The organism is Xenorhabdus sp. KK7.4 (assembly GCF_963876465.1).
GTDB lineage: Bacteria > Pseudomonadota > Gammaproteobacteria > Enterobacterales > Enterobacteriaceae > Xenorhabdus > Xenorhabdus stockiae.
On sequence record NZ_CAWNQF010000089.1, the window covers coordinates 46,936 to 69,902 of the forward strand.

Genomic DNA, 22,967 nt, shown 5'->3' on the forward strand with positions numbered 1-22,967 from the left:
AAATGTGTGGCTTTCAAGCTATATATAAAATCACAGAGAATAGTGTATAGCCATATCTTGTAGTATTACTGTTGTAAGCAGTAACCATGAGGACATTCTCACTCAATCCTAATCAGCATATCTAAAGATATGAGAATCTGGTTTATACAAATACCTTTGGTTCTGGATTAGCTGATAGAAGTATCTTTTAGCTACGAATTGATGATGGATATAGGTAGATTGCTACAAATAGGGTAAAAAATGACAGGACAAAATATACTAACTATCTTATTGCCTATATTTTTAATTAGTATGGTGATAGAAGCACTGGTGTTGAATCAATTCCGACGACGTTCTCAATTGAATATCATAGAGAGTTTGGTGAATCTTTCATTAGGCGCAACTAATTTAGTAGCCGGAGTGCTTTTCACGGGCTTACATTTATCGATCTATTATTATGTGCAACAACATTGGGCGTTGATACCCCCATTACCAAATACTTTCCTACAGATACTGGCGACTTTCATATTCTACGATTTTTTCTACTATCTTAATCACTGGGCTCACCACCGTTGTAACCTACTATGGGCTAATCATCTTGTGCACCATAGTGGACAGCACTTTAATCTTAGCACTGCTGTGCGCTTAGGCTTTTTCGGAAATTTTACGGTATGGGTGTTTTTTCTCCCCATGGCATTTCTGGGCATCAAATTGGAACATTACCTTCTGGCTATCGCTGCACAGTTGGTCTACCAGTTCTTTATACACACAACGTTCATTCGCGAATTGGGATTTCTAGAAAAGATTTTTGTCACACCTTCTCAGCATCGGGTACATCATGCCAGTAATTCGCTCTATATAGACAAAAATTTCGGCTGCTTTTTAGTTATTTGGGACAGAATATTTGGAACCTATCAACGAGAGTTATCAGAAGAGCCAATACGTTATGGCATCACCACACCAATAGCCCAGCCTCATTCGCTGGGATATCTGAATAGCTTCATGTATTTGTCATGTTTGCGGCAGGCAATAAACCAGCCCAACCTGAAATCTGTTTTGAGAGTATTATTTGGTTCACCTAAGTATCTGAATTTTAAAGATGAAATTATCGCTTCAATAAATCCAAATCCAGCAATGCCTACTACATTGTTAATGCTGATATCTCCAACATTCATTAGCTTCTATATCATTTTCAATGCAGATCAACTTAATACTATTGACGTATGGCTAGTACCGTTGATCTTCTTGTTAACCAATTGCCTGTACTCCAGCCGTATTGAGCACAATCATTTATCGTTAGTCACTTTGTTCATAAAGGCTTTAGAAGGGATATTCATCGTTTATTTGCTAATAAATTATTCCAATTTACAGCCGTTACTTTGGGTAAGTCTGGCTATCAATATTGGAACACTTATCTTCATTGTTACTTTTTATCCGTATGCAAGGAAAAAACATCATGAATAAATCGCGCCTTACTGATCCCCAAATAGACAATCATCATCGTGATATCACGCGATCCAACGATTATCTACAAAACATGGCTGAGCGTTACGATAATTTTGTTTCAGATGGCAAAATGGATATGATTGGCAGAGTATTTCATAGAATACCTTGCAAATATGTTTCTGTTAGCTACAACCCTGTCAGCGCTGATAGCACACATATACGTGAAGTTCTGCATTTAGGTTCCTATAACTATTCTGGACTCAATGGTCATCAAAAGATTATCGAATCCAGTATCAATGCAACTCATCAATACGGAACTACATCCAGTGGTGTACGCCTTCTCAATGGTACTAGTGACCTACATCTTGAAATGGAACAACGGTTGGCTAAATTCCTTGGCGTGGAAGAAGTCATTACTTTCAGCTCTGGATTTTCGGCGAATCTCGCAGCCCTTTCCACGCTATGTCGTGAAGGTGACATAGTTTTCAGTGATATGCTTAACCATCAATCTATCGTTGATGGTCTGAAACTAAGTGGTGCAACGACTCGGATTTATCAGCATGCTTCTCTGAAAAGTCTTGAGAACAAGCTTAGCCAAACTTCATTTCAAGCACGTAAATTTATTGTCACTGACGGTGTGTTCAGTATGGATGGTGATTTGGCACCCTTGCCCGGGATTGTCGACTTAGCACGAAAATATAATGCGTTCGTCATTGTTGATGATGCTCATGGTACTGGGCATATTGGTCCGAACGGTCGGGGAAGTTGTGCTTATTTTGGAATAACGGATCAGGTTGATGTTATCACCGGTAGTTTGAGTAAAGGCTTGCCTGGCGTTGGTGGATTTATTGCTACAAACAAGAAAACAGGAAATATTATCCGTATTGCTGCAAATCCTTACGTTTACTCTGCTTCGTTACCTCCCGCTGTACTCGCTTCAATCATCAGCGCCATCGACATTCTTGAGAGTTCACCTCAGTTGACTCTGGAGTTACAAACCAAGGCTGAGTATTTCCGTCAAAAATTACGCGATGCAGGATTTAATATATTGAACAGCGAAACGGCCATTGTGCCATTGATTACGGGTTATGAACATTGTTGTTTCGCTATGGCCCGTATGCTTCATGAGAAAGGCATATACGTTAATCCTGTGACTTATCCTGCTGTAAGTAAGACACGGGCACGCATTCGGATTAATTTGAGCGCAAACCTGAACAACGAGGAGTTGGATTATAGCATTCGTACTTTCATCCAAATTGGTCAAAAGCTGGCTTTAATATAACCTTATATGGGATTTGCAGTTATGGAAATAAGCTGTAAGTGGGTAGAAAGTGTCAGTCATTTTTCTCGGGAGGACTGGGAACACTGCTATGATCCAGAAAATGTGATTACTTCATATTCACTGCAACTCGCATTAGAACGTTCTGAACTTGTCGAAAGTTTTTACTATCTTAGCCTTTATCGTAACGAAAAACTGACAGCTATAATTAGTTGCTTCAGTATGTGTTATTCCCTAACTGATCTTGCCTCTCCGAAATGGCAGGATTGGGTTGCAACCTTGCGCAAGATATTTCCCAGCTTTTTGAAACCAAGGATTTTTGTCGTCGGTAGTCCGATTGCAACTTGCAGTCACATGCTAGGCATTTCTCTACCACCGGATCATCCCGATTACCCCCGATTGTTACAAGCTATGGAACTGGAGATTGATAGGAAAGTATCTGAACTACAAATTAAATTGCAGTGTATCAAAGAGTTTGACGGATATGTTCATCAATGCTTGCAGCAAGTTTTACAGAGCAAATTTGTCGTCTGCCGCAGCCCTGACACGACTTATGTTTATACTGATCAAGTTGGAGGCTTAGAATATATCAATAATATGCTAAAACGTTATCGGAATGTATTGAGAAGACGCAAGCGGAAGTTTGATGCTACTGGCCTACGTTGGATTATGGTTGATGACTTTAGTGCTTACGTTGACAAACTTAGTAGCTTATATCGTAATGTATTGCAACGTAGTCATACCAAGTTTGAATGTTTAACACCTGAATTTTTCCATGCTGTTAATGAGGAACTTGGCGATCAAGCACAAGTATTGTTGTGTCTGGATGATGATTGTATTGTCGCTTTCGAATTATTCCTCAAGGGCAAAAACCTACACCCGTTATACTTAGGTATTGACTACAGCTACCGCGATGCCAGTGCACTCTATTTCAATTGTTTATATCGAGTTATTGAAGAAGCTCAAAATCAACAATATCCATATATTGAACTTGGCCAGACAAGCTACGATGCGAAATTTAGTGTAGGTGCCATATCATCCAGGCTGTACTTTTATATAAAACATTCTAACGCCTTGTATAATTTCCTTTTATCTCGGTTCAGAAAACTGATATTTCCTGCCCCAAAAATCCCAGAACAGCGAAAAGTGTTCAAACTGAATGAAGATTACATTGATGCCCTAAAATCTTCAGGAGCACTAAAACATGTTGATTGATGAATTTCGTATCCATAAGTTTCATATTGAAGTTTATAATTCTATCGAAGATATTGATGCCTATATATGGAATGAAACCTTGTCTCAAGGGCATCCATTTAAAACGCATAGCTTTATGAGCGTCTGTGAACAAACGCTTCCTCATCGTGAATATCGATATTTCCAAGTCTTCGATTCCGATTTGAGGCATTCCTTTCAGGGTTTGTTCTTTGCTACACAAGAATCCATTGATCTGATTTCTGATTCTCACTCTGCATTACGATCGAGATTACAGCGATTTTTTCCGAAGTTTGGTTGCATTACCGCAGCCATGCTTGGCAGTTATGAAACCAGTGGCTGCCATTGGTGGTTTTTTCATGAAATTATTCCTCAGCAACGTATCGACATAATCAATCATTCTTTAGCTTTAAGTTTTCCCCGTGCTTTTGTCAGGATCATTCGTGATGTGGAGCATAAAGAGACGGATTATGCTGCATTACATTCACAGTTGTTAGCACAGGGCTTCAATCCGGCAATGAATTACCCTTTGGCGTTTGTCCAGCTACAAGGCAGATCATGGGAACAGCATAGCCAAAATTTGAAAGCCAATTGCCGTAAGGTGCTTAGCCGCATAAAGTCACAGTTTCGCCAATCAGGATGGCGTATTGTTCACTATCATGAGCAGCCTATAGCGCTTGAGGCGTTTTATGAGCAATACCTCAATACTCATCACCGGGCAAGTGAATATAAGCGTGAGGCGTTACCTTTGAGCTTTTTTGAGCAGATACAAAAAAAATGCCAAGTCGTAGTATCCGTACTTTATGATAAACAGGATCAAGTACGCTCATTTATTTTTAGTGGTATAAGTGAAAGCATTATTAATCCTTTTGTTTTTGGCCGTAATTATCAAGAAGAAAGTGAAGTAAATTCCTACTATATTTTGCATATGGATCTGATCCAGAGATTCAGTCATTTTCAGACTAAAATCATCGACCTTGGAATTACCAATTACTTCGTTAAACAAAATCTCGGTGCATGCTTAATACGTAATGATATTTATATGAAGTTTAGGAATCCTCTGTTTAATGCATTATTTGGTCGTATTCTTGCCAAAAAATTTGATGTTACTCAACCAAAGGAACGACGTGTTTTCAAAAATGACGATAAACATTAATTCTGATACTCACGAAAAATGTCCATGGCAAACACGAGTTGATTATTTATCTCAAAAAGTACTCGTGTTACAGAAACGTCTGAAGTACATGGAATTAAGTCGGTTCATCATATTTATTAGTCTGATCGTATTAGTTTATTATTTATGGCAACAACCAGAGTTGTTATTTTATTCATGGCTATTGGTAACTGGTGGTATATTGTTATTTGTTGGCTTAGTCTTCTTGCATCATCACATACAGGAACAATTACAGAACCACCTCACTCTGGTTACACTAAATACAGAAAGTTTAGAGCGCATTCATCGAAATTTCCCAGCGCTGGCACCTTGCCCGATACATGTTGCTGATCATTTCAGTGAACAGGATCGTGCTCTCAACTTATATGGAACAGCCTCTTTAGGGCAACTGCTATTTAATCTGTCGACAAGTCTCGGTGATTCCAAGCTTGCCGTATGGATAACGCGCGGGTGTCCTATATCGCAACTGTCACAGCATCAACAAGCTATTAAAGAACTGGCACCACAATTAGACTTACGTCAGAAACTGTACGCTTGCGCGAGAAAGCCAGATCGTACAGGGGGAGGATATTATCTGGAGAAATTTCATGACTGGGCGACAAGCACAACTTTCCCTTATATCACTGTCAGGCTAAAACGAGTGGGGCAAATGCTAACCCTACTTTCATTAGTTTGTATTACTTGTGCTGTAATTCGCTTTGCTCCTGGCTGGATTGTTATCCCGCCTGTGGCTATGAATATCGTATTTCTTATGTTACGGGGGGATCAATTTAAGCAAGCACTTAACCGTGTTGACCTTCAATCTAATGCCCTGAATAGTCTTTCGAAGATAGTCAGAAATATTAATTCTGGTGAGTATCACGCACAGACTTTACGCAATATTAGTGAATTACTACAAAACCCTTCTGAACGACCAGAGCTGGCATTACGTAAACTGTCAACCATCATCCATTATTCACACTTACGCTTTAATGCCTTACCGTATCTTGTCCTACAATGCACGTTACTCTGGGATTTTCATATCACCCTGAATCTTCAGGGCTGGCATAAGCAGTATGCACAGCATGTCCCCCGTTGGCTGGAAGCTATCTCATTATTTGAGGCACTAAGTGCCATGGCAAATCTGAGCCATGAAAATCAATGTTGGCACTTTCCAACAATGAGCGACGAGCGCAAACTTCATGCAAAGCAAGCCATTCACCCTCTATTACCTGCACAGCAGGCAATTGCTAACGATATCTTACTTATTCCCGGCCAAGTGACCATTATTACGGGTTCTAATATGTCGGGGAAAACCACTTATATGCGTACACTTGGTCTTAACCTGAAACTTGCCATGGCAGGCGGGCCTGTAGCCTGTTCTGAACTGATATTTCATCCTTGTGAATTATTTACCATATTCTCAGCCGCTGATTCTCTACATCAAGGGTTGTCATATTTTATGAGCGAGGTTTTGCAGATTAAAGAATTAATAACAAGGGTCAAACAAAGCGGGTTACAACCCATCTATCTATTAGATGAACTTCTAAAGGGAACAAATGAACGGGAGCGTAATATGGCAATCATTGCCATATTAAAAAAACTTTGTGCTCAACAGGCTATGGGAATGATAACCACCCACAGTACCATATTAGCGACTGATTCGGATTTACAGCCTCTCTCGCGTAATATTTATTTTGAAGAAACTATCGATGATAAATCACCAGATAAAATATTCTTCAGTTATCGCCTCAAGGAAGGAATATCACATCAGACAAATGCCATTAAACTATTCCGTATGCTTGGTGTGGATCTGACATGAATAAATTACATAGCGCAAATCTTCAACACTGCCCAGCTACTCCAGATTATGCTTCTCAGGTAATCAATCTGTTGGGCAATATATCTAGTGATACCCTGAATTTTATTTATGGAGCTGAGGAGTTACGTTCCCGATATCTAATAAAAGAGTTTTGTGGTGAAAAAGGTTATTTTGGTTACTCCCAACATCGTTTGATGTTATCTGATGATCGATGTATTGGGGTGATTGCAGCCTATGATCGTAGTGAAATTAATCGGTTAAATTGGGGAACATTGAGTTCTGTTTTTTCATTTTATTCTTTCCCCCAAGCCATCAAGTGCTTGTATAGATTGCTTGCTTCCACATCAGCTACGCCCAAGCCGGAAGGTAATTCCTGTTTTCTCTATAATCTTTCTGTCGATCCGGAATTTTCCCGTCAAGGTATTGGTTCCCAACTATTGGAACAGGAAATTCTCCGGGCTCGTGACCGAAAATACAAAATGATTGAGCTGGACGTTGCTACTACTAACCAGCGAGCGATCAGTTTCTATCGACACCATGGTTTTTTAGTAAAACAACAGATTGATAATCCGCGTATTCTTAACGGTTTTTGCTTCAATAGTCACTTAAGGATGTTTCTCGAACTACAATAATTAATTGTGTTTTAACTGATGTCATGTCAGTAGTGAGTATTCGGCTTGAAGATAAGTACAATTTCTGGATTTAAGATATCACCAGATAAAAAAAACAGCTCCCTTACTGATTGGATAACCAACTTTGGGGGAGCTGTTTTTTATTCGCTTAAATTACTTGGTAATTTTTGCGTGCATTTCCTGTACGGAAATGACCTGTTCAGTCGGGTCAGCACTGAGCGCCATGGTGGTTGCGAAACCGCCATTCAGGGTTGTGTCATAATGCACTTTATATTGCAGTGCGCTGCGACGAAGCAGTTTAGAATCTTCAATCGCCTGACGGCCTGCGGTGGTATTGACGATGTAGTCATATTCACCGTTTTTGATTCTGTCCTGAATGTGCGGGCGACCTTCATGCACTTTGTTTACCAGACGTGGGTTGATTCCTGCTTCACCCAAGACAACCGCAGTACCATGAGTTGCATCCAGTTCAAAGCCCTGCTTAACTAACTGAGCTGCCAAATCAACAACACGCTCTTTATCGCCTTCACGTACCGACAGCAGTGCGCGGCCTTTTTTACCCATGATGGAGTTACTGCCCAGCATTGCTTTGGAGAAAGCTTCAGCAAAGGTACGGCCAACACCCATGACTTCACCGGTAGAGCGCATTTCTGGCCCCAGAATCGGGTCAACTCCCGGGAATTTATTGAATGGCAATACGACTTCTTTCACGGAGTAATAAGGTGGGATGATTTCCTTAGTTACACCCTGTGATTGCAAGGATTGCCCAGCCATTACGCGTGCAGCGACTTTCGCCAGTGGCATACCCGTTGCTTTAGAAACGAATGGTACAGTACGTGCTGCACGAGGGTTCACTTCGATCAGATAAACTTCGTTGTTTTTCACAGCAAACTGAACGTTCATCAAACCACGGACACGTAATTCAAAGGCCAGTTTCTCAACCTGATTACGCATCACATCCTGAATTTTCTTGCTCAGGGTATAGGCAGGCAAGGAGCAGGCAGAGTCACCAGAGTGAACACCCGCCTGTTCAATATGTTCCATGATACCGCCGATCAGGACGCGTTCGCCGTCACAGATAGCATCCACATCAACTTCAACAGCATCATCAAGGAAGCGATCCAGCAGAACCGGCGCATCGTTAGAAACACTGACTGCGGTTTGGAAATAACGACGCAGGTCAGTTTCATCGTATACGATTTCCATTGCCCGGCCACCCAGTACATAGGAAGGGCGAACCACCAGCGGATAACCGAGGTTGTTACCTTTTTCAATCGCCTGTTCGATGGTTGTCACAGTGGCATTTGCCGGCTGTTTCAGGCCAAGACGGTTTACCGCTTGCTGGAAACGTTCACGGTCTTCTGCACGGTCAATGGCATCCGGGCTGGTACCGATAATTGGCACACCAGCTGCTTCCAGTTCACGTGCCAGTTTCAGCGGAGTCTGGCCGCCGTACTGTACGATCACGCCTTTTGGCTGTTCAACGCGGACAATTTCCAGTACGTCTTCCAGTGTTACCGGCTCAAAATAAAGGCGGTCGGAGGTGTCGTAATCTGTTGAAACTGTTTCAGGGTTACAGTTAACCATGATGGTTTCGTAACCGTCTTCGCGCAGCGCCAGAGCAGCGTGTACGCAGCAATAATCGAATTCAATGCCTTGCCCGATACGGTTAGGGCCACCACCCAATACCATGATTTTTGGCTTATCATTATTTGGGTTAGCTTCGCACTCATCTTCATAAGTGGAGTACATGTAGGCTGTATCGGTTGAAAACTCAGCCGCACAGGTATCTACACGCTTGTAAACTGGATACAGGCCATAATCATGGCGCAGTTTACGGATCTCTTTTTCGGATACGCCAGCCAGTTTTGCCAGACGCGCATCCGCAAAACCTTTACGTTTCAACTGACGCAGGAAGCCGGAAGTCAGGCCGTTGATACCTTGCTCTGCAACCATATCTTCCAGACGAACCAGCTCTTCAATCTGTACCAGGAACCAGCGGTCAATGTTGGTCAGGTTGAAGATACCATCAACGGACATACCCGCGCGGAAGGCATCGGCAACGAACCAGATACGCTCAGCGCCAGCATCTTTCAGTTCGCTACGGATTTTGGTCAGTGATTGTACATCATCCAGATTAACTTTCGGGTCAAAACCTGTTGCGCCGACTTCCAGACCACGCAATGCTTTTTGCAGAGACTCCTGGAAAGTGCGGCCAATCGCCATGACTTCACCAACGGACTTCATCTGAGTGGTCAGGCGGTCATTACTACCGGCAAATTTTTCGAAGTTGAAACGAGGGATCTTAGTGACGACATAGTCAATCGATGGTTCGAAAGAAGCAGGAGTCAGTCCACCGGTGATATCATTCATCAGCTCGTCAAGGGTGTAACCAACCGCCAGTTTTGCAGCGATTTTTGCAATAGGGAAGCCAGTGGCTTTGGAAGCCAGAGCGGATGAACGGGAGACTCGCGGGTTCATCTCAATGACAATCAGTCGGCCATTTTTAGGGTTTACTGCAAACTGTACGTTTGAACCACCGGTCTCTACACCAATTTCACGCAGTACTGCCATCGAGGCATTACGCATGATTTGATATTCTTTATCCGTCAGAGTCTGGGCTGGCGCGACAGTGATGGAGTCACCGGTATGGATACCCATCGCGTCAAAGTTTTCAATGGAGCAGACGATGATGCAGTTGTCACTTTTGTCACGAACAACTTCCATTTCATACTCTTTCCAACCAATCAGCGATTCATCGATCAGCAGTTCATTCGTTGGAGAAAGGTCCAGACCGCGTTCGCAGATTTCTTCAAATTCTTCGCGGTTATAAGCGATACCACCGCCTGTTCCACCCATGGTGAAAGAAGGGCGGATGATACAAGGGAAGCCTACGTCTTCAGCGACTGCCAGTGCTTCTTCCATAGTATGAGCGATGCCGGAACGTGCGGTATCCAGACCGATTTTCTTCATCGCTTTGTCAAAACGCTGACGATCTTCTGCTTTATCAATGGCATCAGCGGTTGCACCAATCATGGTGACACCGAATTCCTGCAATACACCCTGACGTTCCAGTTCCAGTGCGCAGTTGAGTGCTGTTTGCCCGCCCATTGTTGGCAGGACGGCATCCGGACGTTCTTTCTCAATGATTTTGCGTACGACTTCCCAGTGAATCGGCTCGATGTAAGTAGCATCAGCCATTTCCGGGTCGGTCATGATGGTTGCCGGGTTGGAGTTCACCAGTATGACACGGTAACCTTCTTCTCTCAGCGCTTTACAGGCCTGAGCACCTGAATAGTCAAATTCACATGCCTGACCGATAACAATCGGACCTGCACCCAAGATCAGGATACTTTTAATATCAGTACGTTTTGCCATTTTCCTTTTTCTCCTGATTATTTGGTGTTCTGAGCGTTTTGCTGACGATGCTGTTCAATCAATTCAATAAAGTGGTCGAACAGAGAAGCGGCTTCATGCGGGCCAGGGCTGGCTTCAGGGTGACCCTGAAAACTGAAAGCAGGTTTGTCAGTACGGTGAATACCTTGCAGTGTGCCGTCAAAGAGTGATTTATGGGTTACGCGCAGGTTTGCTGGTAATGAATTTTCATCAACGGCAAATCCGTGATTTTGTGCGGTAATCATAACGACATTGCGATCTAAATCTTTAACAGGATGGTTGCCACCGTGGTGACCAAACTTCATTTTGACCGTTTTTGCGCCACTTGCCAGAGCCAGTAACTGATGCCCCAGACAGATACCAAATACCGGGATTTCAGTATTCAGGAAGGTTTTAATTGCTTCGATGGCATAGTCACAAGGTTCTGGGTCACCGGGACCATTGGACAGGAAGATCCCATCTGGTGCCATTTTCAGTACTTCATCCGCAGGCGTCTGGGCTGGTACGACAGTCACGCGGCAGCCACGATCCACCAGCATACGCAGGATATTACGTTTTACACCAAAATCATAAGCGACAATGTGGTATGGCAATTCTTGTTCTTTACGGGCTTCCGGCAACCCTTCTGTCAGTGTCCAGCTCCCCTGTAACCACTGATAAGACTGTGCCGTGGTGACTTCTTTCGCCAAATCCATACCTTTCAGGCCGGGAAATGCTTTTGCTTTTTCCAGTGCAACTTGAACATCCGCTTCATTACCCGCAATGATACAGCCGTTTTGCGCACCTTTTTCGCGCAACAGTCGGGTCAGTTTACGTGTATCAATATCAGCAATCGCAACAATGTTATGATTTTTCAGATAATCAGACAGATTGTTTTCACTACGGTAGTTGCTGGTGATAAGCGGTAAATCGCGGATTACTAAGCCTTGTGCCTGAATGGCGGGAGATTCTTCATCAGCACTATTAATGCCGACATTTCCAATATGAGGATAGGTGAGAGTAACAATTTGGCGGGAATAGGAAGGGTCGGTAAGTATTTCTTGATATCCGGTCATTGAGGTATTGAAGACCACTTCACCAACCGCCACACCTTCTGCACCTATGGCGCGACCGTGAAATTGGGTCCCATCTTCTAGAACCAATATAGCTGACTTAATCAAAACGCCCTCCGGGAATGAATAACAAATCGCACTCAATGCATATTAATTCGGAATTAATCCTTTAAATCAATGCCAATCATGTTCTTTGTCGAAATTTTGGCAAATTGCGCGCATTCTAATGATGAGAACGGGGCTTGTCTACAAAAAATCCCTTTTTTATTGGTTTTTTTGCGAGGCTCAATCCAACATTGTTGAAATATGCCTGAAAATTATAAGTAAAGTGCGATTATATGCTCGATTAATGTGAAATTAAATTTTAAAACTGAAAAAAACGTGTGATTTTCAGTACCTATGGGAGAAAAGATGATAAAAATGACAATTTATGGTGTAAAAGTATGAGTAATTGACGATGAATATTATATTCGCTATTTAAATATGTAATTACGCATTCATTGAAAAATAGTAGCGTAATTACATAATGTTATGAATTCAATAAATCATAAATTTTCGAGATTAAGGACATCTTTCATGCCATAAAGGCCACTATTTTTATTGGTTATCCAGATTGCGGCTTTAACAGCGCCATTTGCGAAAGTCATCCGGCTTGAGGCTTTATGGGTTATCTCGATTCGCTCCCCAATATCAGCAAAAATAGCGGTATGTTCTCCGACAATATCACCGGCTCTTATGGTGGCAAAACCAATACTTTTCGGGTCTCGTTCGCCCGTATGGCCTTCGCGGGCATAGACTGCACATGTTTTCAGGTCACGGCCTAAGGTGTGAGCAATGGATTCCCCCATCGCTAGCGCGGTTCCTGATGGCGCATCCACTTTATGGCGATGGTGAGCTTCAATAATTTCAATGTCTGTGTGCTCGCCCACTATTGTTGCCGCTTTCTCCAACAGTTTCAGGACAAGGTTAACACCAACACTGAAATTCGCGGCAAAAACAATCGGGATATCACGGGAAGCATCATGAATAGCCTGTTTACCTGCGTCATCAAACCCGGTTGTACCAATGATCACCGCTTTGCGGTGTTGGTGACAAATGGCGAGATAGGTTAGTGTGCCTTCCGGGAGGGTAAAGTCGATCAAAACGTCAAAGTCATTAATAACAGAGTGGAGGTTATCATGGATAGTAATACCGTTCGTACCAATACCAGCCAATTCTCCGGCATCCGCTCCTACTAATGAAGAACCTGAGCGCACCAGAGCAGCCCCCAGTGTAACGCCATCCGCCTGCTGAACGGCCTGAATGAGATTACGCCCCATACGGCCACTGGCCCCTACGATAGCAATGCGAATATCTGTATCAGCCATAAGGCCCCCGCTATAGTGAATATCAATTTTTAATTGAGGTGATAAAGTAAATTGCCTACAGCTTAACTGGCAATAGCGGGCGGTGCCAGACTTAGAGGGATGCCATTAGGAAAACAGAGATCAGACGGGCAGTTATAAAAAATGCTAAAGATGGACTACTCCCCGGCCTCAGGTAATTCGTAATGACAATGATGAGGTTCTTTGGCGACTTTTTTATCTTGGATATTCTCCTGTCGGAGTCTTTCAGCAAGGAACTCTATAAATACACTAAGCTTCGGGGATAAATACCGCGTTGGCGGATAAAGCACCCATAATTCACCGGTATAATTGGCCTTAAAGTTCCAGTCAGGCAGAACCTGAACCAGCCGTCCCTGCTGTAAAGCATGTCTGGCGGTAAAATAAGGTAAGCTACTAATACCGATGTGCTTCAGTGCCGCATCAAGCCTTACACCGGTATGATTGGCAGCGTATCGCCCCTGAATATTGACAGTGACAGTTTTGCTACCCTGACTGAACTTCCAGCGTGAATCTCCCGGTTCTTCTCCAAGGTAGATACAGCTATGGGTTTTCAGATCATGGGGATGTTGTGGTATCCCGTGTTCTGCAAGGTATTCCGGCGTGGCACATAACATATGCCAAATCTTGAGTAACCGCCGTCCCATCAGACCCGGAGGGGGCTGATCTGTGATCCGTATGGCGAGATCGACTTCATCATCTATTAAATCCACATACCTGTCATCAAGCAGCAAACTGACATCGACTTTAGGGTAACGGGTAAGAAAAGCCGGTATATGAGGATGAACGACAAAACGCCCTACAGCTTTAGGCACACTTACCCGGATTATACCTTGAGGCTCACCGCTAAAGTTGCCTGATGCAGACATTATTGCCTGAGCTGAATTCATCATGTCCAGACAATGCTCATAAACCTGTTGTCCACTCTCGCTTAAACGAAGTTTACGTGTTGTTCTCTGTAGCAGACGGGTTCCGAGCGCTTTTTCCAGTCTGGCTACAGAGCGACTAATAGCAGAAGGCGTAGCTGCTAACTGACGAGCAGTTTCAGAAAAACTTCCTGTCTCAACCACTTTGGCGAAAATAGCCATTTCCCGCATCAGGGCTATCGTGTTATTTGTGCTCATAGATCAAAAGTTATTTGGTTTTTGGATGGATTATCGCCACTGAGTTTATTTAATACAATCGGGATATTCTGTTTATATAAAGAGTATTAAATATGCTTTCTAACTATCTACATGAATTTTTAGGGCTTGCGCTGATCCATTTTCTGGCTGTTGTTGCTCCGGGGCCGGATTTTGCCGTGACTATCAGACAAAGCATACGCTTTGGCCGTTGGGTGGGTATTTTTACTGCTATCGGTATTGGTGTGGGGATATCAGTCCACGTGATTTATACATTGGTTGGTATTGGTGCGTTAATCCATTCAACATATTGGCTGATGACAGCCGCAAAAATAATCGGTGGTCTATATATTTGCTATCTGGGAATTCAATTTATCAGAAGTAAACCGGAAAAGGCTGATTTTGCCCTTTCCTATGAAGCGCCAGAGCAGCAGCAAACTCTTTACAGGGCTTTCTTTATCGGGTTTATGACAAATGCGACCAACCCTAAAGCAACGCTATTTTTTCTGGCTGTATTTACAACCGTGGTAAGCACTACGACGCCGCTATCTGTACAGGTTTTTTATGGTGTATGGATGTGTATGGTGAATGCAGCATGGTTTATTCTGGTCAGCTGGCTTTTTTCTAATTCAGTGATCAGATTGAAATTTATTCAGATGGGATACTGGTTTGAGCGTGTAATTGGTGTAATTCTGATTGGCTTTGCAGTTCGACTTGTTTTTGTTTCAGTCTGATATACTCAATAGGTTGTAAGGTATACGGCTTTTTGTCGGAGTTTTACATTTTCCAACGAAAAAGCCGGATTTAACTTGCTGTTTTTAAATGAGCCGAACGTTAATGAACTTCTTTTATATCAACCCGCAATTCTTTCGGGACTTCAAAGACAATATTTTCTTCACGTCCATGCAGTTCATTAACTGTTTTTGCTCCCAGAGTTTTCAAACGCTCAATGACCTGCTGCACCAGAATATCCGGGGCAGAGGCGCCGGCAGTGACGCCAATAGCGCTGATATTATCAACCCATTCCTCTTTAATATCTTCGGCAGAATCAATTAAATAAGCGGGTTTTCCCATACGTTGTGCCAGTTCAGCCAAACGGTTGGAGTTTGATGAATTTTTGGAGCCTACCACCAGAACAACATCGGCATCGGTTGCCAGATCACGCACCGCTTCCTGACGGTTAGTTGTGGCATAACAGATATCGTCCTTACGTGGGCCAATAATATTCGGGAATCGGGTATTAAGTGCATCAATAACGTCAGAGGTATCATCTACAGAAAGCGTAGTCTGTGTCATGAAACACAGGTTATTTTCATCCTTAACCTGCAATTTCCACACATCTTCCGGTGATTCCACCAGATACATACCGCCTTCAGGGTTGTTATACTGCCCCATTGTGCCTTCTACTTCCGGGTGGCCGGCATGCCCGATCAGAATGGCTTCTTTGCCTTTACGACTCGCCCGGGCAACTTCCATATGTACTTTTGTCACCAGAGGACAGGTGGCATCAAACAACATGGTCAGATTACGGGAGCGGGCTTCTGTACGGATAGCCTGCGAAACGCCATGTGCGGAGAAAATCAGAATTGCACCATCAGGTACATCTGAAATTTCCTCAATAAAAATAGCGCCCCGCGCCCTGAGATTGTCAACCACATAACGGTTGTGAACGACTTCATGACGAACATAAATCGGAGCGCCATAGAGTTCTAATGCACGCTCAACAATGCTGATGGCACGATCAACACCAGCACAAAAACCACGAGGGTTAGCCAGCAATATTTGCATGGTTTTCCTCCAACTGAGGGTCTATTTCCAACACTTCAATTTCGAAAGTGATGTTTTGATCAGCCAGCGGATGGTTAAAGTCAACAGTGATGGAACCTTCCGCGACTTCTTTGATAAATCCAGGCATTTCACTGCCGTTCATCGCCGTAAATAGCATGATAGTGCCAGCTTCAGGAATACCTGAATCCGCAAAATCACGAGGCGTGAAGTATTGTACTAAATCAGGATTATGTTTGCCGAAAACAGTTTCGCCTGCCAGTGTAAATTGATGTTTATCGCCAGTTTTCAGGCCAAGAAGCTGTTGTTCCAGTGGCTCAGAGAGGCTGCCATCACCTAAACGGAATAATGCGGGTTTACCTTGACTGTGAGTCGAGTCTGCTGTTGAGCCATCATCCAGCTTTAGGGTGAAATGTAATAAAACAGCACTGTGCGCCTGCACCTGCATTGACATATCGCTCAAACCTTTTAATAAAAAACGATTGCAGTTATACCCGTCGTCTTTTCAAGTTGCCTTTTCGCTGTTGGCTGCTTTACTCACTTGCCACTGTGATGCAACCTGAAATCCACTGGGTATTGATGGAATGACCAGCCCCGGTTTTATTACCGAGGCTGGTTTCTTATTGTTTTTTTAGTGACTATTTTTCGATGACTGTTCTTTCGATGAGGCTTTTTTATCACCCGGGCTGGTAAAACTCTCAATGATGATGAGTGCTGCCCCGATGCAAATTGCAGAGTCTGCAATATTAAAGGTAGGCCAGTGCCATTCCCCGACATAAAAATCGATGAAATCGACAACAAAGCCGTGTACCAGCCTATCGAACAGATTTCCCAGTGCCCCACCAATCACCAAAGCATAAGCAATGTTGCTCAGTTTCTGCTTGGCACTGGAACGATACATCATAACCAGCAATGTGATACAGATGGCAATTGCAATCAATGCAAAGAACCAACGCTGCCAGCCGCCTTTATCAGCCAGAAAACTAAAGGCTGCCCCAAAGTTCTGTGCATAAGCCAGATTAAAATAGGGTATAAGTGGTATAGATTCATACAGGCTGAAGTTCTGCAATATTAATTGCTTACTGCCCAGATCCAATATCAATACCACAACAACTAACCAAAGCCAGCGGAGGCCAGTGGAACAAATGGGTTTCTTCATCAGGCAAATTTACGCTCTTCACCGTTACCGGCAACGTTAGTCACACAGCGGCCACAAAGTTCTGCGTGTTCCGCCACCAATCCCAAGTCTTTAGCATAGTGCCAACAACGTGGGCATTTTTCACCATCTGCTTTACGGAAGGCAATTTTAAGACCCTGAAGTTCGCTCTGTTGTGCATCATCACTGGCAGTGGTGTACGCAGCAACTTCTGCCTGTGAAGTTAACAGCACAAAACGTAGCTCATCTGACAGTTTGTTGAGTGTTCCGGCCAGTGCTTCATCAGCATACAGTGTTACTGAAGCTTCCAGTGAACTGCGGATGTGTTTATCAGCACGAGCCTGTTCCAGTACTTTGTTCACTTCACTACGAATTTCGAGCAGCTCAGCCCAGAAAGTATCGTTCATATCTTCACTATCTGCCAGACCGAACAGGCCATCGTACCACTCTTCGGTCAGAACAAACTGTGCACGTTTACCCGGCAGTTCATTCCAGATTTCATCAGCAGTGAAGGAAAGGATCGGAGCCATCCAGCGAACCAATGCTTCTGCGATATGATACAGAGCGCTCTGGCAGCTACGACGTGCAACACTGTCGCTTTTTGCGGTGTATTGACGATCTTTGATGATATCCAGATAGAATGAACCCATTTCTACAGAGCAGAACTGCATCAGACGCTGAACAACAGCATGGAAATCGTATTCATCGTAGTGTTTGAGGATATCAGCCTGTGCCGCCTGCGCACGACCTACCGCCCAGCGATCCAGAGTCACCATGTCTTCTGCTTTCACCATATGCTGCTCAGGATCGAAACCGTTCAGGTTTGCCAGCAGGAAGCGCGCAGTATTACGGATACGGCGGTAAGCATCAGCAGAACGCTTCAGGATTTCATCAGAAACTGCGATTTCGCCGGAGTAATCAGTTGAAGCTACCCACAGACGCAGAATATCTGCACCCAGCTTGTTCATCACATCCTGTGGGCTAACGGTGTTACCGATGGACTTGGACATCTTACGTCCGTGTTCATCCACGGTGAAACCGTGAGTCAGAACCTGACGGTAAGGTGCTTTGCCTTTAATAGCGGTAGAAATCATCAGCGAGGACATGAACCAGCCACGGTGCTGATCTGAGCCTTCCAGATAAATATCAGCGGAATGGCCATTGAATTCAGGACGGGCATCGACAACGGAAGAACAGGTACTTCCTGAGTCAAACCAAACATCCAGTGTATCCTGAGCTTTCATGTAATCTGCCGCTTCATCACCCAGCAGCTCTGACATGTCCAGATCCCACCATGCCTGAATGCCATCCACTTCAACGCGTTTAGCAACTTCTTCGATCAGCTCTGGTGTACGAGGATGCAGTTCCTGTGTTTCTTTATGCAGGAACAGAGACATTGGTACACCCCATGTACGCTGACGGGAGATACACCAATCCGGGCGGTTTTCGACCATGGATTCGATGCGTGCTTGTCCCCAACCCGGGATCCACTCAACGCCTTTGATTTCTTTCAGTGATTGTTCACGCAGGCCTTTCTGATCCATGCTGATAAACCATTGTGGCGTTGCACGGAAGATGATTGGCTTTTTGTGACGCCAGCAGCAAGGGTAGCTATGCTGGATTTTTGCCAGGCTAAGTAATGCGCCTTTTTCTTGCAGTAGCTCAACGATGATATCGTTCGCCTTGAATACAAACTGACCATCCAGTGATGGGTAGGTTCCGGAGATGTAGCAGCCATTCGGGCCGACCGGGTTCGCGATTTCAAGACCATATTTCAGGCTGATAGTATAGTCATCCGGGCCATGACCACCGGCAGTATGTACGGCACCTGTACCCGCATCCAGTGTGACGTGATCACCCAGAATTGCAGGAGATTCAAAGCCCATGAATGGATGGTTGAAACGCATCAATTCTAAATCAGAGCCTGTGCAATCGGTCATCACTTCCCATGAAGTGATACCTGCACGCTGCATAACGGATTCGACTAATTCTGCTGCCAGAATCAGACATTCATCGTTAACTTTAACCAATTGATAGGTGATTTCTGCACCCAGTGCAATTGCACGGTTAGCAGGCAGTGTCCACGGTGTGGTTGTCCAGATTACCAGAGAAACCGGCAGATTCTGTGGTTGTACGCCAAATTTGGTATAGACGGCATCTGCATCAACGGCAGTGAAACGGACATCAATGGAAGGAGAAGTTTTATCGTAGTATTCAACTTCAGCTTCAGCAAGGGAAGAACCACAGTCAGTACACCAGTGAACCGGTTTAACACCTTTCAGCAAATGACCATTGCCGATGATACGACCCAGAGCACGGATGATGTCTGCTTCAGTTTTGAAGTCCATGGTCAGGTAAGGTTTATCCCAGTCACCCAGAACACCCAGACGTTTGAAACCCGCTTTTTGTGTTTCGACCTGAGTCATTGCATATTTGCGGCACTCAGCCCTGAATTCTGCGGCGGAAAATTTTTCCCCCGGCTTACCAATAATCTGCTCAACCTTGAGCTCAATTGGTAAACCGTGGCAGTCCCAACCCGGAATATAAGGCGAATCGTAGCCTGATAATCCTTTGGACTTAACAACAATATCTTTGAGAATTTTATTAACTGAGTGACCAATATGAATATCGCCGTTTGCATATGGAGGACCATCATGCAAAATAAAGCTCTTCTTGCCGGATTTTGCTTTCCTGATGGCCTGATACAAACCTTCTTTGTACCAACGTTTCAACATATCTGGTTCGCGCTTGGCTAAATCCCCGCGCATAGGAAACCCTGTTTCCGGTAAATTTAGGGTGTCTTTGTAGTCACTCATTATAGATTCTCAGTTCCAATTTTCCGCTATACCCCTCAAGTGGGGTTCAAGTAGATGATTAGGATCGCTGCAAAAAGTATTCTCTCGCAGAGACCACATCATTTGCGATTTGCTGTTTAAGTGCATCAAGCGAAGCAAATCGCTGTTCATCACGCAATTTTTTGCGCAATACCACATCAATATGACGCCCGTACAGATCCATTTGGGTATCAATCAGGTGTACTTCAAGTTGCTGGCCCTGACCAGAAACGGTAGGGCGATTTCCGATATTGGCAACACCCGGCAAAGGAGTATCACCTAAACCGTAAACTTCAACAGCATAAACGCCCTTCACGGGAGCAACCAGCCGCTTCAGAGGTAAGTTTGCCGTGGGAAAGCCAATAGTCCTTCCCAGACGATTACCGTGAACGACCCGGCCACTTATGCTGTAAGGATGCCCCAGTAATGTTTCAGCCAATGTTAGATCATCATGTTGCAATGATTGCCGAATGGCGGTACTGCTGATCCGCAGACCACTGTCACAAAAGCTGTCTGTACTGGCAACATCAAAGCCGTATTGTTTACCTGCCTGCTGTAGATAGTGAAAATCGCCAAGACGGTTTTTACCGAAACGGAAATCATCACCAACCGCCAGAAACTTAACACCCAGTTTTTCCACGAGCAACCGGGAAACAAATGCTTCCGGTGAATTGGCAGCAAAATTTCTGTCGAATTTCACACATAACAAGTAATCAACACCATACTGGGATAAATATTTTATTTTATCCCGTAGCCGTGTCAGGCGGGCTGGTGCTTTATCAGCGACAAATACTTCCAGTGGCTGCGGTTCGAAAATCATCACCATTGTCGGTAACCCGAGACGCAGCCCTTCTTGCTTCAAATGTTTCAATAAAGCCTGATGCCCGCGATGGACACCATCAAAATTACCAATCGTCAGCACGCAACCATGGTGACGCGCCCGGATATTGTGTATACCGCGAATTAGCTCCATAGCTGGCTCAATACCGTGAAAATTGCCGGATTATACCTTGTACAGCGCACAAGGTTAACCCACGATCACAAAGGGTTTTAATTAATAACCTGATTCATACAATAAAAACAGGTTAGATGCCCGAAAAATATTTAATTTATCGCATTTCTCAGTGATTCATTGAGTTTTTTATTGTGAAAGGCTGTATTCCCTTTCAGTAAGCTGATAAAATCCTGCCCCATCACAACGTAACCAGCGTCGCCGTACAACGACGCTTATTTGCACAAATCCATTGACAAAAGAAGGCTGAACAGGCATATTCCTCGGCCTTTGAATTGTCCTCGATAGAATATATTTGGGAGTTGGACCTTGGCTAATATCAAATCAGCTAAGAAACGCGCCGTACAGTCTGAGAAACGCCGTCAGCATAACGCAAGCCGTCGTTCTATGGTGCGTACTTTTATCAAGAAAGTATACGCGGCAATCGCTGCTGGCGATAAAGAAGCTGCACAGAACGCATTCAATGACATGCAACCAATTGTTGATCGTCACGCCTGTAAAGGTCTGATCCACAAAAACAAAGCAGCACGTCATAAATCTGCTCTGGCAGCGCAAATTAAAGCAATGTAATTCGTTGTTTTAATTATGCTGAAAAAACCGGCTTTTGCCGGTTTTTTTGTATATACCCGATGATGCTGGCTCTCGTATTATTTCTCTAATCTGTTTTTCAACGGAACATTGAATAAATCAGAGAAATCTTTGTTACATACGCGCTGAACAGCCGGGTGCTGGATCATTCTTTCAGCAAAGATAACATAATATTCTTCCTGTACTGATTCCAGTCGGCCTATCTCAATAATATCGCTGTCAGCAAAAGTATCATTGGCATAGAAAGATGGAGCGATAAAAATAGCATTATGGTACATACCAAACGCTTTCATTAACGCTGCGTCGTCAAACTCTCCCAATACCTCAACCTCAAGGTTTTTATTGCGTATCCATGTCAGCAGTTTTCTGCCCAGCATTGAACGACGGCCGGGGATCAATAAACGACGCTCTTCCAGACATTCCGGAAAAGGTTTTTCCGGGATCGGTTCGCGGCAGTAAAAACTGATGCTGCACTCTCCCAGCTTGACAGAAAACAGGCCTTCCTGTTGAGTGGAATCAACCGGGCAATCAGATAAAATCATGTCCAGTTTATGTTGACTGAGCTGTTCAAGCAGCATTTCATGGGTTGATTCAAAGCAACGCAGATGGATTTTCTCATGTTCCACTACCGCGGTTTCTAATACCTTACTGACCAGACGTTTGGACAGGGCATCTGCGACCCCGACATCAAACAGCAGGTTTGATTCTCTGCTGTAGGTGACGATGTCCAGCATTTCCTGGCTGAGCATAAACATCTTATCAGCATAGCGGAAAATGAGTTGTCCCAGCTCTGACGGAACTAATCCTCTTCCCTGACGCTTAAACAGTTTTCCACCCATGCGTTCTTCCAGCGCCTTAATCTGGCCGGTAATAGTCTGTGGTGTCAGGTATAGAGCTTCAGCAGCCCCGACAACAGAACCTTCTTTACAAACATGCCAAAAGTAGTAAAGGTGGTTAAAGTTTAAATGTGAAACCCGCATATATTTATCCTTGTGTATACCTCATATCTGTACAACAGCCGTGACCTTACGTTTCAGGCTGCCAGATTATGATGCTCTCCTGTTTTCTTCTAATATGAATATTCACGGTACAGCAGGTGAGACGTTATACCGTGAATA

Annotated in this window: 18 protein-coding genes; 8 read left to right on the forward strand and 10 right to left on the reverse strand. The window is 43.9% G+C overall.

Annotation, left to right across the window (positions count from 1 at the left end; translation table 11 throughout):
- Window positions 1-240: 240 nt before the first annotated feature.
- The 6 genes from AACS90_RS15725 to AACS90_RS15750 all read left to right on the forward strand — a co-directional run bounded on the left by AACS90_RS15725 (window position 241) and on the right by AACS90_RS15750 (window position 7,523).
- Complete coding sequence (locus AACS90_RS15725) at window positions 241-1,443, forward strand: sterol desaturase family protein (protein WP_099120815.1); 1,203 nt, start codon at window positions 241-243, stop codon at window positions 1,441-1,443.
- The gene (locus AACS90_RS15730) at window positions 1,436-2,707 is read left to right on the forward strand and encodes an aminotransferase class I/II-fold pyridoxal phosphate-dependent enzyme (RefSeq protein ID WP_193757135.1); all 1,272 of its coding nucleotides are present in this window, start codon (window positions 1,436-1,438) and stop codon (window positions 2,705-2,707) included. Before AACS90_RS15725 ends, AACS90_RS15730 begins: the two co-directional genes overlap by 8 nt.
- A 21-nt stretch (window positions 2,708-2,728) precedes the next feature.
- The gene (locus AACS90_RS15735) at window positions 2,729-3,919 is read left to right on the forward strand and encodes a GNAT family N-acetyltransferase (protein ID WP_193757136.1); all 1,191 of its coding nucleotides are present in this window, start codon (window positions 2,729-2,731) and stop codon (window positions 3,917-3,919) included.
- A complete protein-coding gene (locus AACS90_RS15740) occupies window positions 3,909-5,072 on the forward strand; it encodes a hypothetical protein (protein WP_099120655.1) in 1,164 nt (387 codons plus the stop codon). The genes AACS90_RS15735 and AACS90_RS15740 overlap by 11 nt, the downstream gene beginning before the upstream one ends.
- Before the next feature lie 88 nt (window positions 5,073-5,160).
- Window positions 5,161-6,891 (forward strand): MutS-related protein, encoded by a 1,731-nt coding sequence (locus tag AACS90_RS15745; RefSeq protein ID WP_339373628.1) that lies wholly within the window; start codon window positions 5,161-5,163, stop codon window positions 6,889-6,891.
- On the forward strand, window positions 6,888-7,523 hold the full coding sequence (locus AACS90_RS15750; protein ID WP_099120657.1) for a GNAT family N-acetyltransferase: 636 nt from the start codon (window positions 6,888-6,890) through the stop codon (window positions 7,521-7,523). Before AACS90_RS15745 ends, AACS90_RS15750 begins: the two co-directional genes overlap by 4 nt.
- A gap of 153 nt (window positions 7,524-7,676) precedes the next feature.
- On the opposite strand, the gene carB is transcribed toward AACS90_RS15750, so the two are convergent.
- The 4 genes from carB to AACS90_RS15770 all read right to left on the reverse strand — a co-directional run bounded on the left by carB (window position 7,677) and on the right by AACS90_RS15770 (window position 14,477).
- Window positions 7,677-10,901, reverse strand: a complete 3,225-nt coding sequence (gene carB, locus AACS90_RS15755; RefSeq protein ID WP_099120658.1) for a carbamoyl-phosphate synthase large subunit — start codon at window positions 10,899-10,901, stop codon at window positions 7,677-7,679.
- Between the two features lie 17 nt (window positions 10,902-10,918).
- Entirely contained in the window at window positions 10,919-12,079 is a 1,161-nt protein-coding gene (carA, locus tag AACS90_RS15760) for a glutamine-hydrolyzing carbamoyl-phosphate synthase small subunit (RefSeq protein WP_099120659.1), read from the reverse strand.
- 437 nt (window positions 12,080-12,516) lie between these two features.
- Window positions 12,517-13,338 carry a 4-hydroxy-tetrahydrodipicolinate reductase gene (gene dapB / locus AACS90_RS15765; RefSeq protein WP_099120660.1) on the reverse strand — a complete coding sequence of 274 codons (822 nt, stop codon included), beginning with the start codon at window positions 13,336-13,338 and terminating at the stop codon, window positions 12,517-12,519.
- 155 nt (window positions 13,339-13,493) lie between these two features.
- Window positions 13,494-14,477: a LysR family transcriptional regulator gene (locus tag AACS90_RS15770; RefSeq protein ID WP_099120661.1), complete on the reverse strand. Its 984-nt coding sequence runs from the start codon at window positions 14,475-14,477 to the stop codon at window positions 13,494-13,496.
- 92 nt (window positions 14,478-14,569) lie between these two features.
- Here AACS90_RS15770 and AACS90_RS15775 point away from each other — a divergent pair, with 92 nt between their 5' ends.
- Window positions 14,570-15,208 (forward strand): LysE family translocator, encoded by a 639-nt coding sequence (locus AACS90_RS15775; protein WP_099120662.1) that lies wholly within the window; start codon window positions 14,570-14,572, stop codon window positions 15,206-15,208.
- 100 nt (window positions 15,209-15,308) lie between these two features.
- On the opposite strand, the gene ispH is transcribed toward AACS90_RS15775, so the two are convergent.
- The 5 genes from ispH to ribF form a co-directional block, all read right to left on the reverse strand.
- On the reverse strand, window positions 15,309-16,262 hold the full coding sequence (ispH, locus tag AACS90_RS15780) for a 4-hydroxy-3-methylbut-2-enyl diphosphate reductase (protein ID WP_099120663.1): 954 nt from the start codon (window positions 16,260-16,262) through the stop codon (window positions 15,309-15,311).
- Entirely contained in the window at window positions 16,243-16,713 is a 471-nt protein-coding gene (gene fkpB, locus AACS90_RS15785) for an FKBP-type peptidyl-prolyl cis-trans isomerase (RefSeq protein ID WP_099108818.1), read from the reverse strand. Before fkpB ends, ispH begins: the two co-directional genes overlap by 20 nt.
- A gap of 177 nt (window positions 16,714-16,890) precedes the next feature.
- The gene (gene lspA / locus AACS90_RS15790) at window positions 16,891-17,418 is read right to left on the reverse strand and encodes a signal peptidase II (protein ID WP_099108817.1); all 528 of its coding nucleotides are present in this window, start codon (window positions 17,416-17,418) and stop codon (window positions 16,891-16,893) included.
- A complete protein-coding gene (gene ileS / locus AACS90_RS15795) occupies window positions 17,418-20,231 on the reverse strand; it encodes an isoleucine--tRNA ligase (protein WP_099120664.1) in 2,814 nt (937 codons plus the stop codon). Before ileS ends, lspA begins: the two co-directional genes overlap by 1 nt.
- 58 nt (window positions 20,232-20,289) lie before the next feature.
- Window positions 20,290-21,222 carry a bifunctional riboflavin kinase/FAD synthetase gene (ribF, locus tag AACS90_RS15800; RefSeq protein ID WP_099108815.1) on the reverse strand — a complete coding sequence of 311 codons (933 nt, stop codon included), beginning with the start codon at window positions 21,220-21,222 and terminating at the stop codon, window positions 20,290-20,292.
- Between the two features lie 348 nt (window positions 21,223-21,570).
- Here ribF and rpsT point away from each other — a divergent pair, with 348 nt between their 5' ends.
- Window positions 21,571-21,831 carry a 30S ribosomal protein S20 gene (gene rpsT / locus AACS90_RS15805; protein WP_092513125.1) on the forward strand — a complete coding sequence of 87 codons (261 nt, stop codon included), beginning with the start codon at window positions 21,571-21,573 and terminating at the stop codon, window positions 21,829-21,831.
- Window positions 21,832-21,908: 77 nt separating this feature from the next.
- Here rpsT and nhaR read toward each other — a convergent pair whose 3' ends face one another.
- Window positions 21,909-22,829 carry a transcriptional activator NhaR gene (gene nhaR / locus AACS90_RS15810; RefSeq protein WP_099108814.1) on the reverse strand — a complete coding sequence of 307 codons (921 nt, stop codon included), beginning with the start codon at window positions 22,827-22,829 and terminating at the stop codon, window positions 21,909-21,911.
- Between the last annotated feature and the right edge of the window lie 138 nt (window positions 22,830-22,967).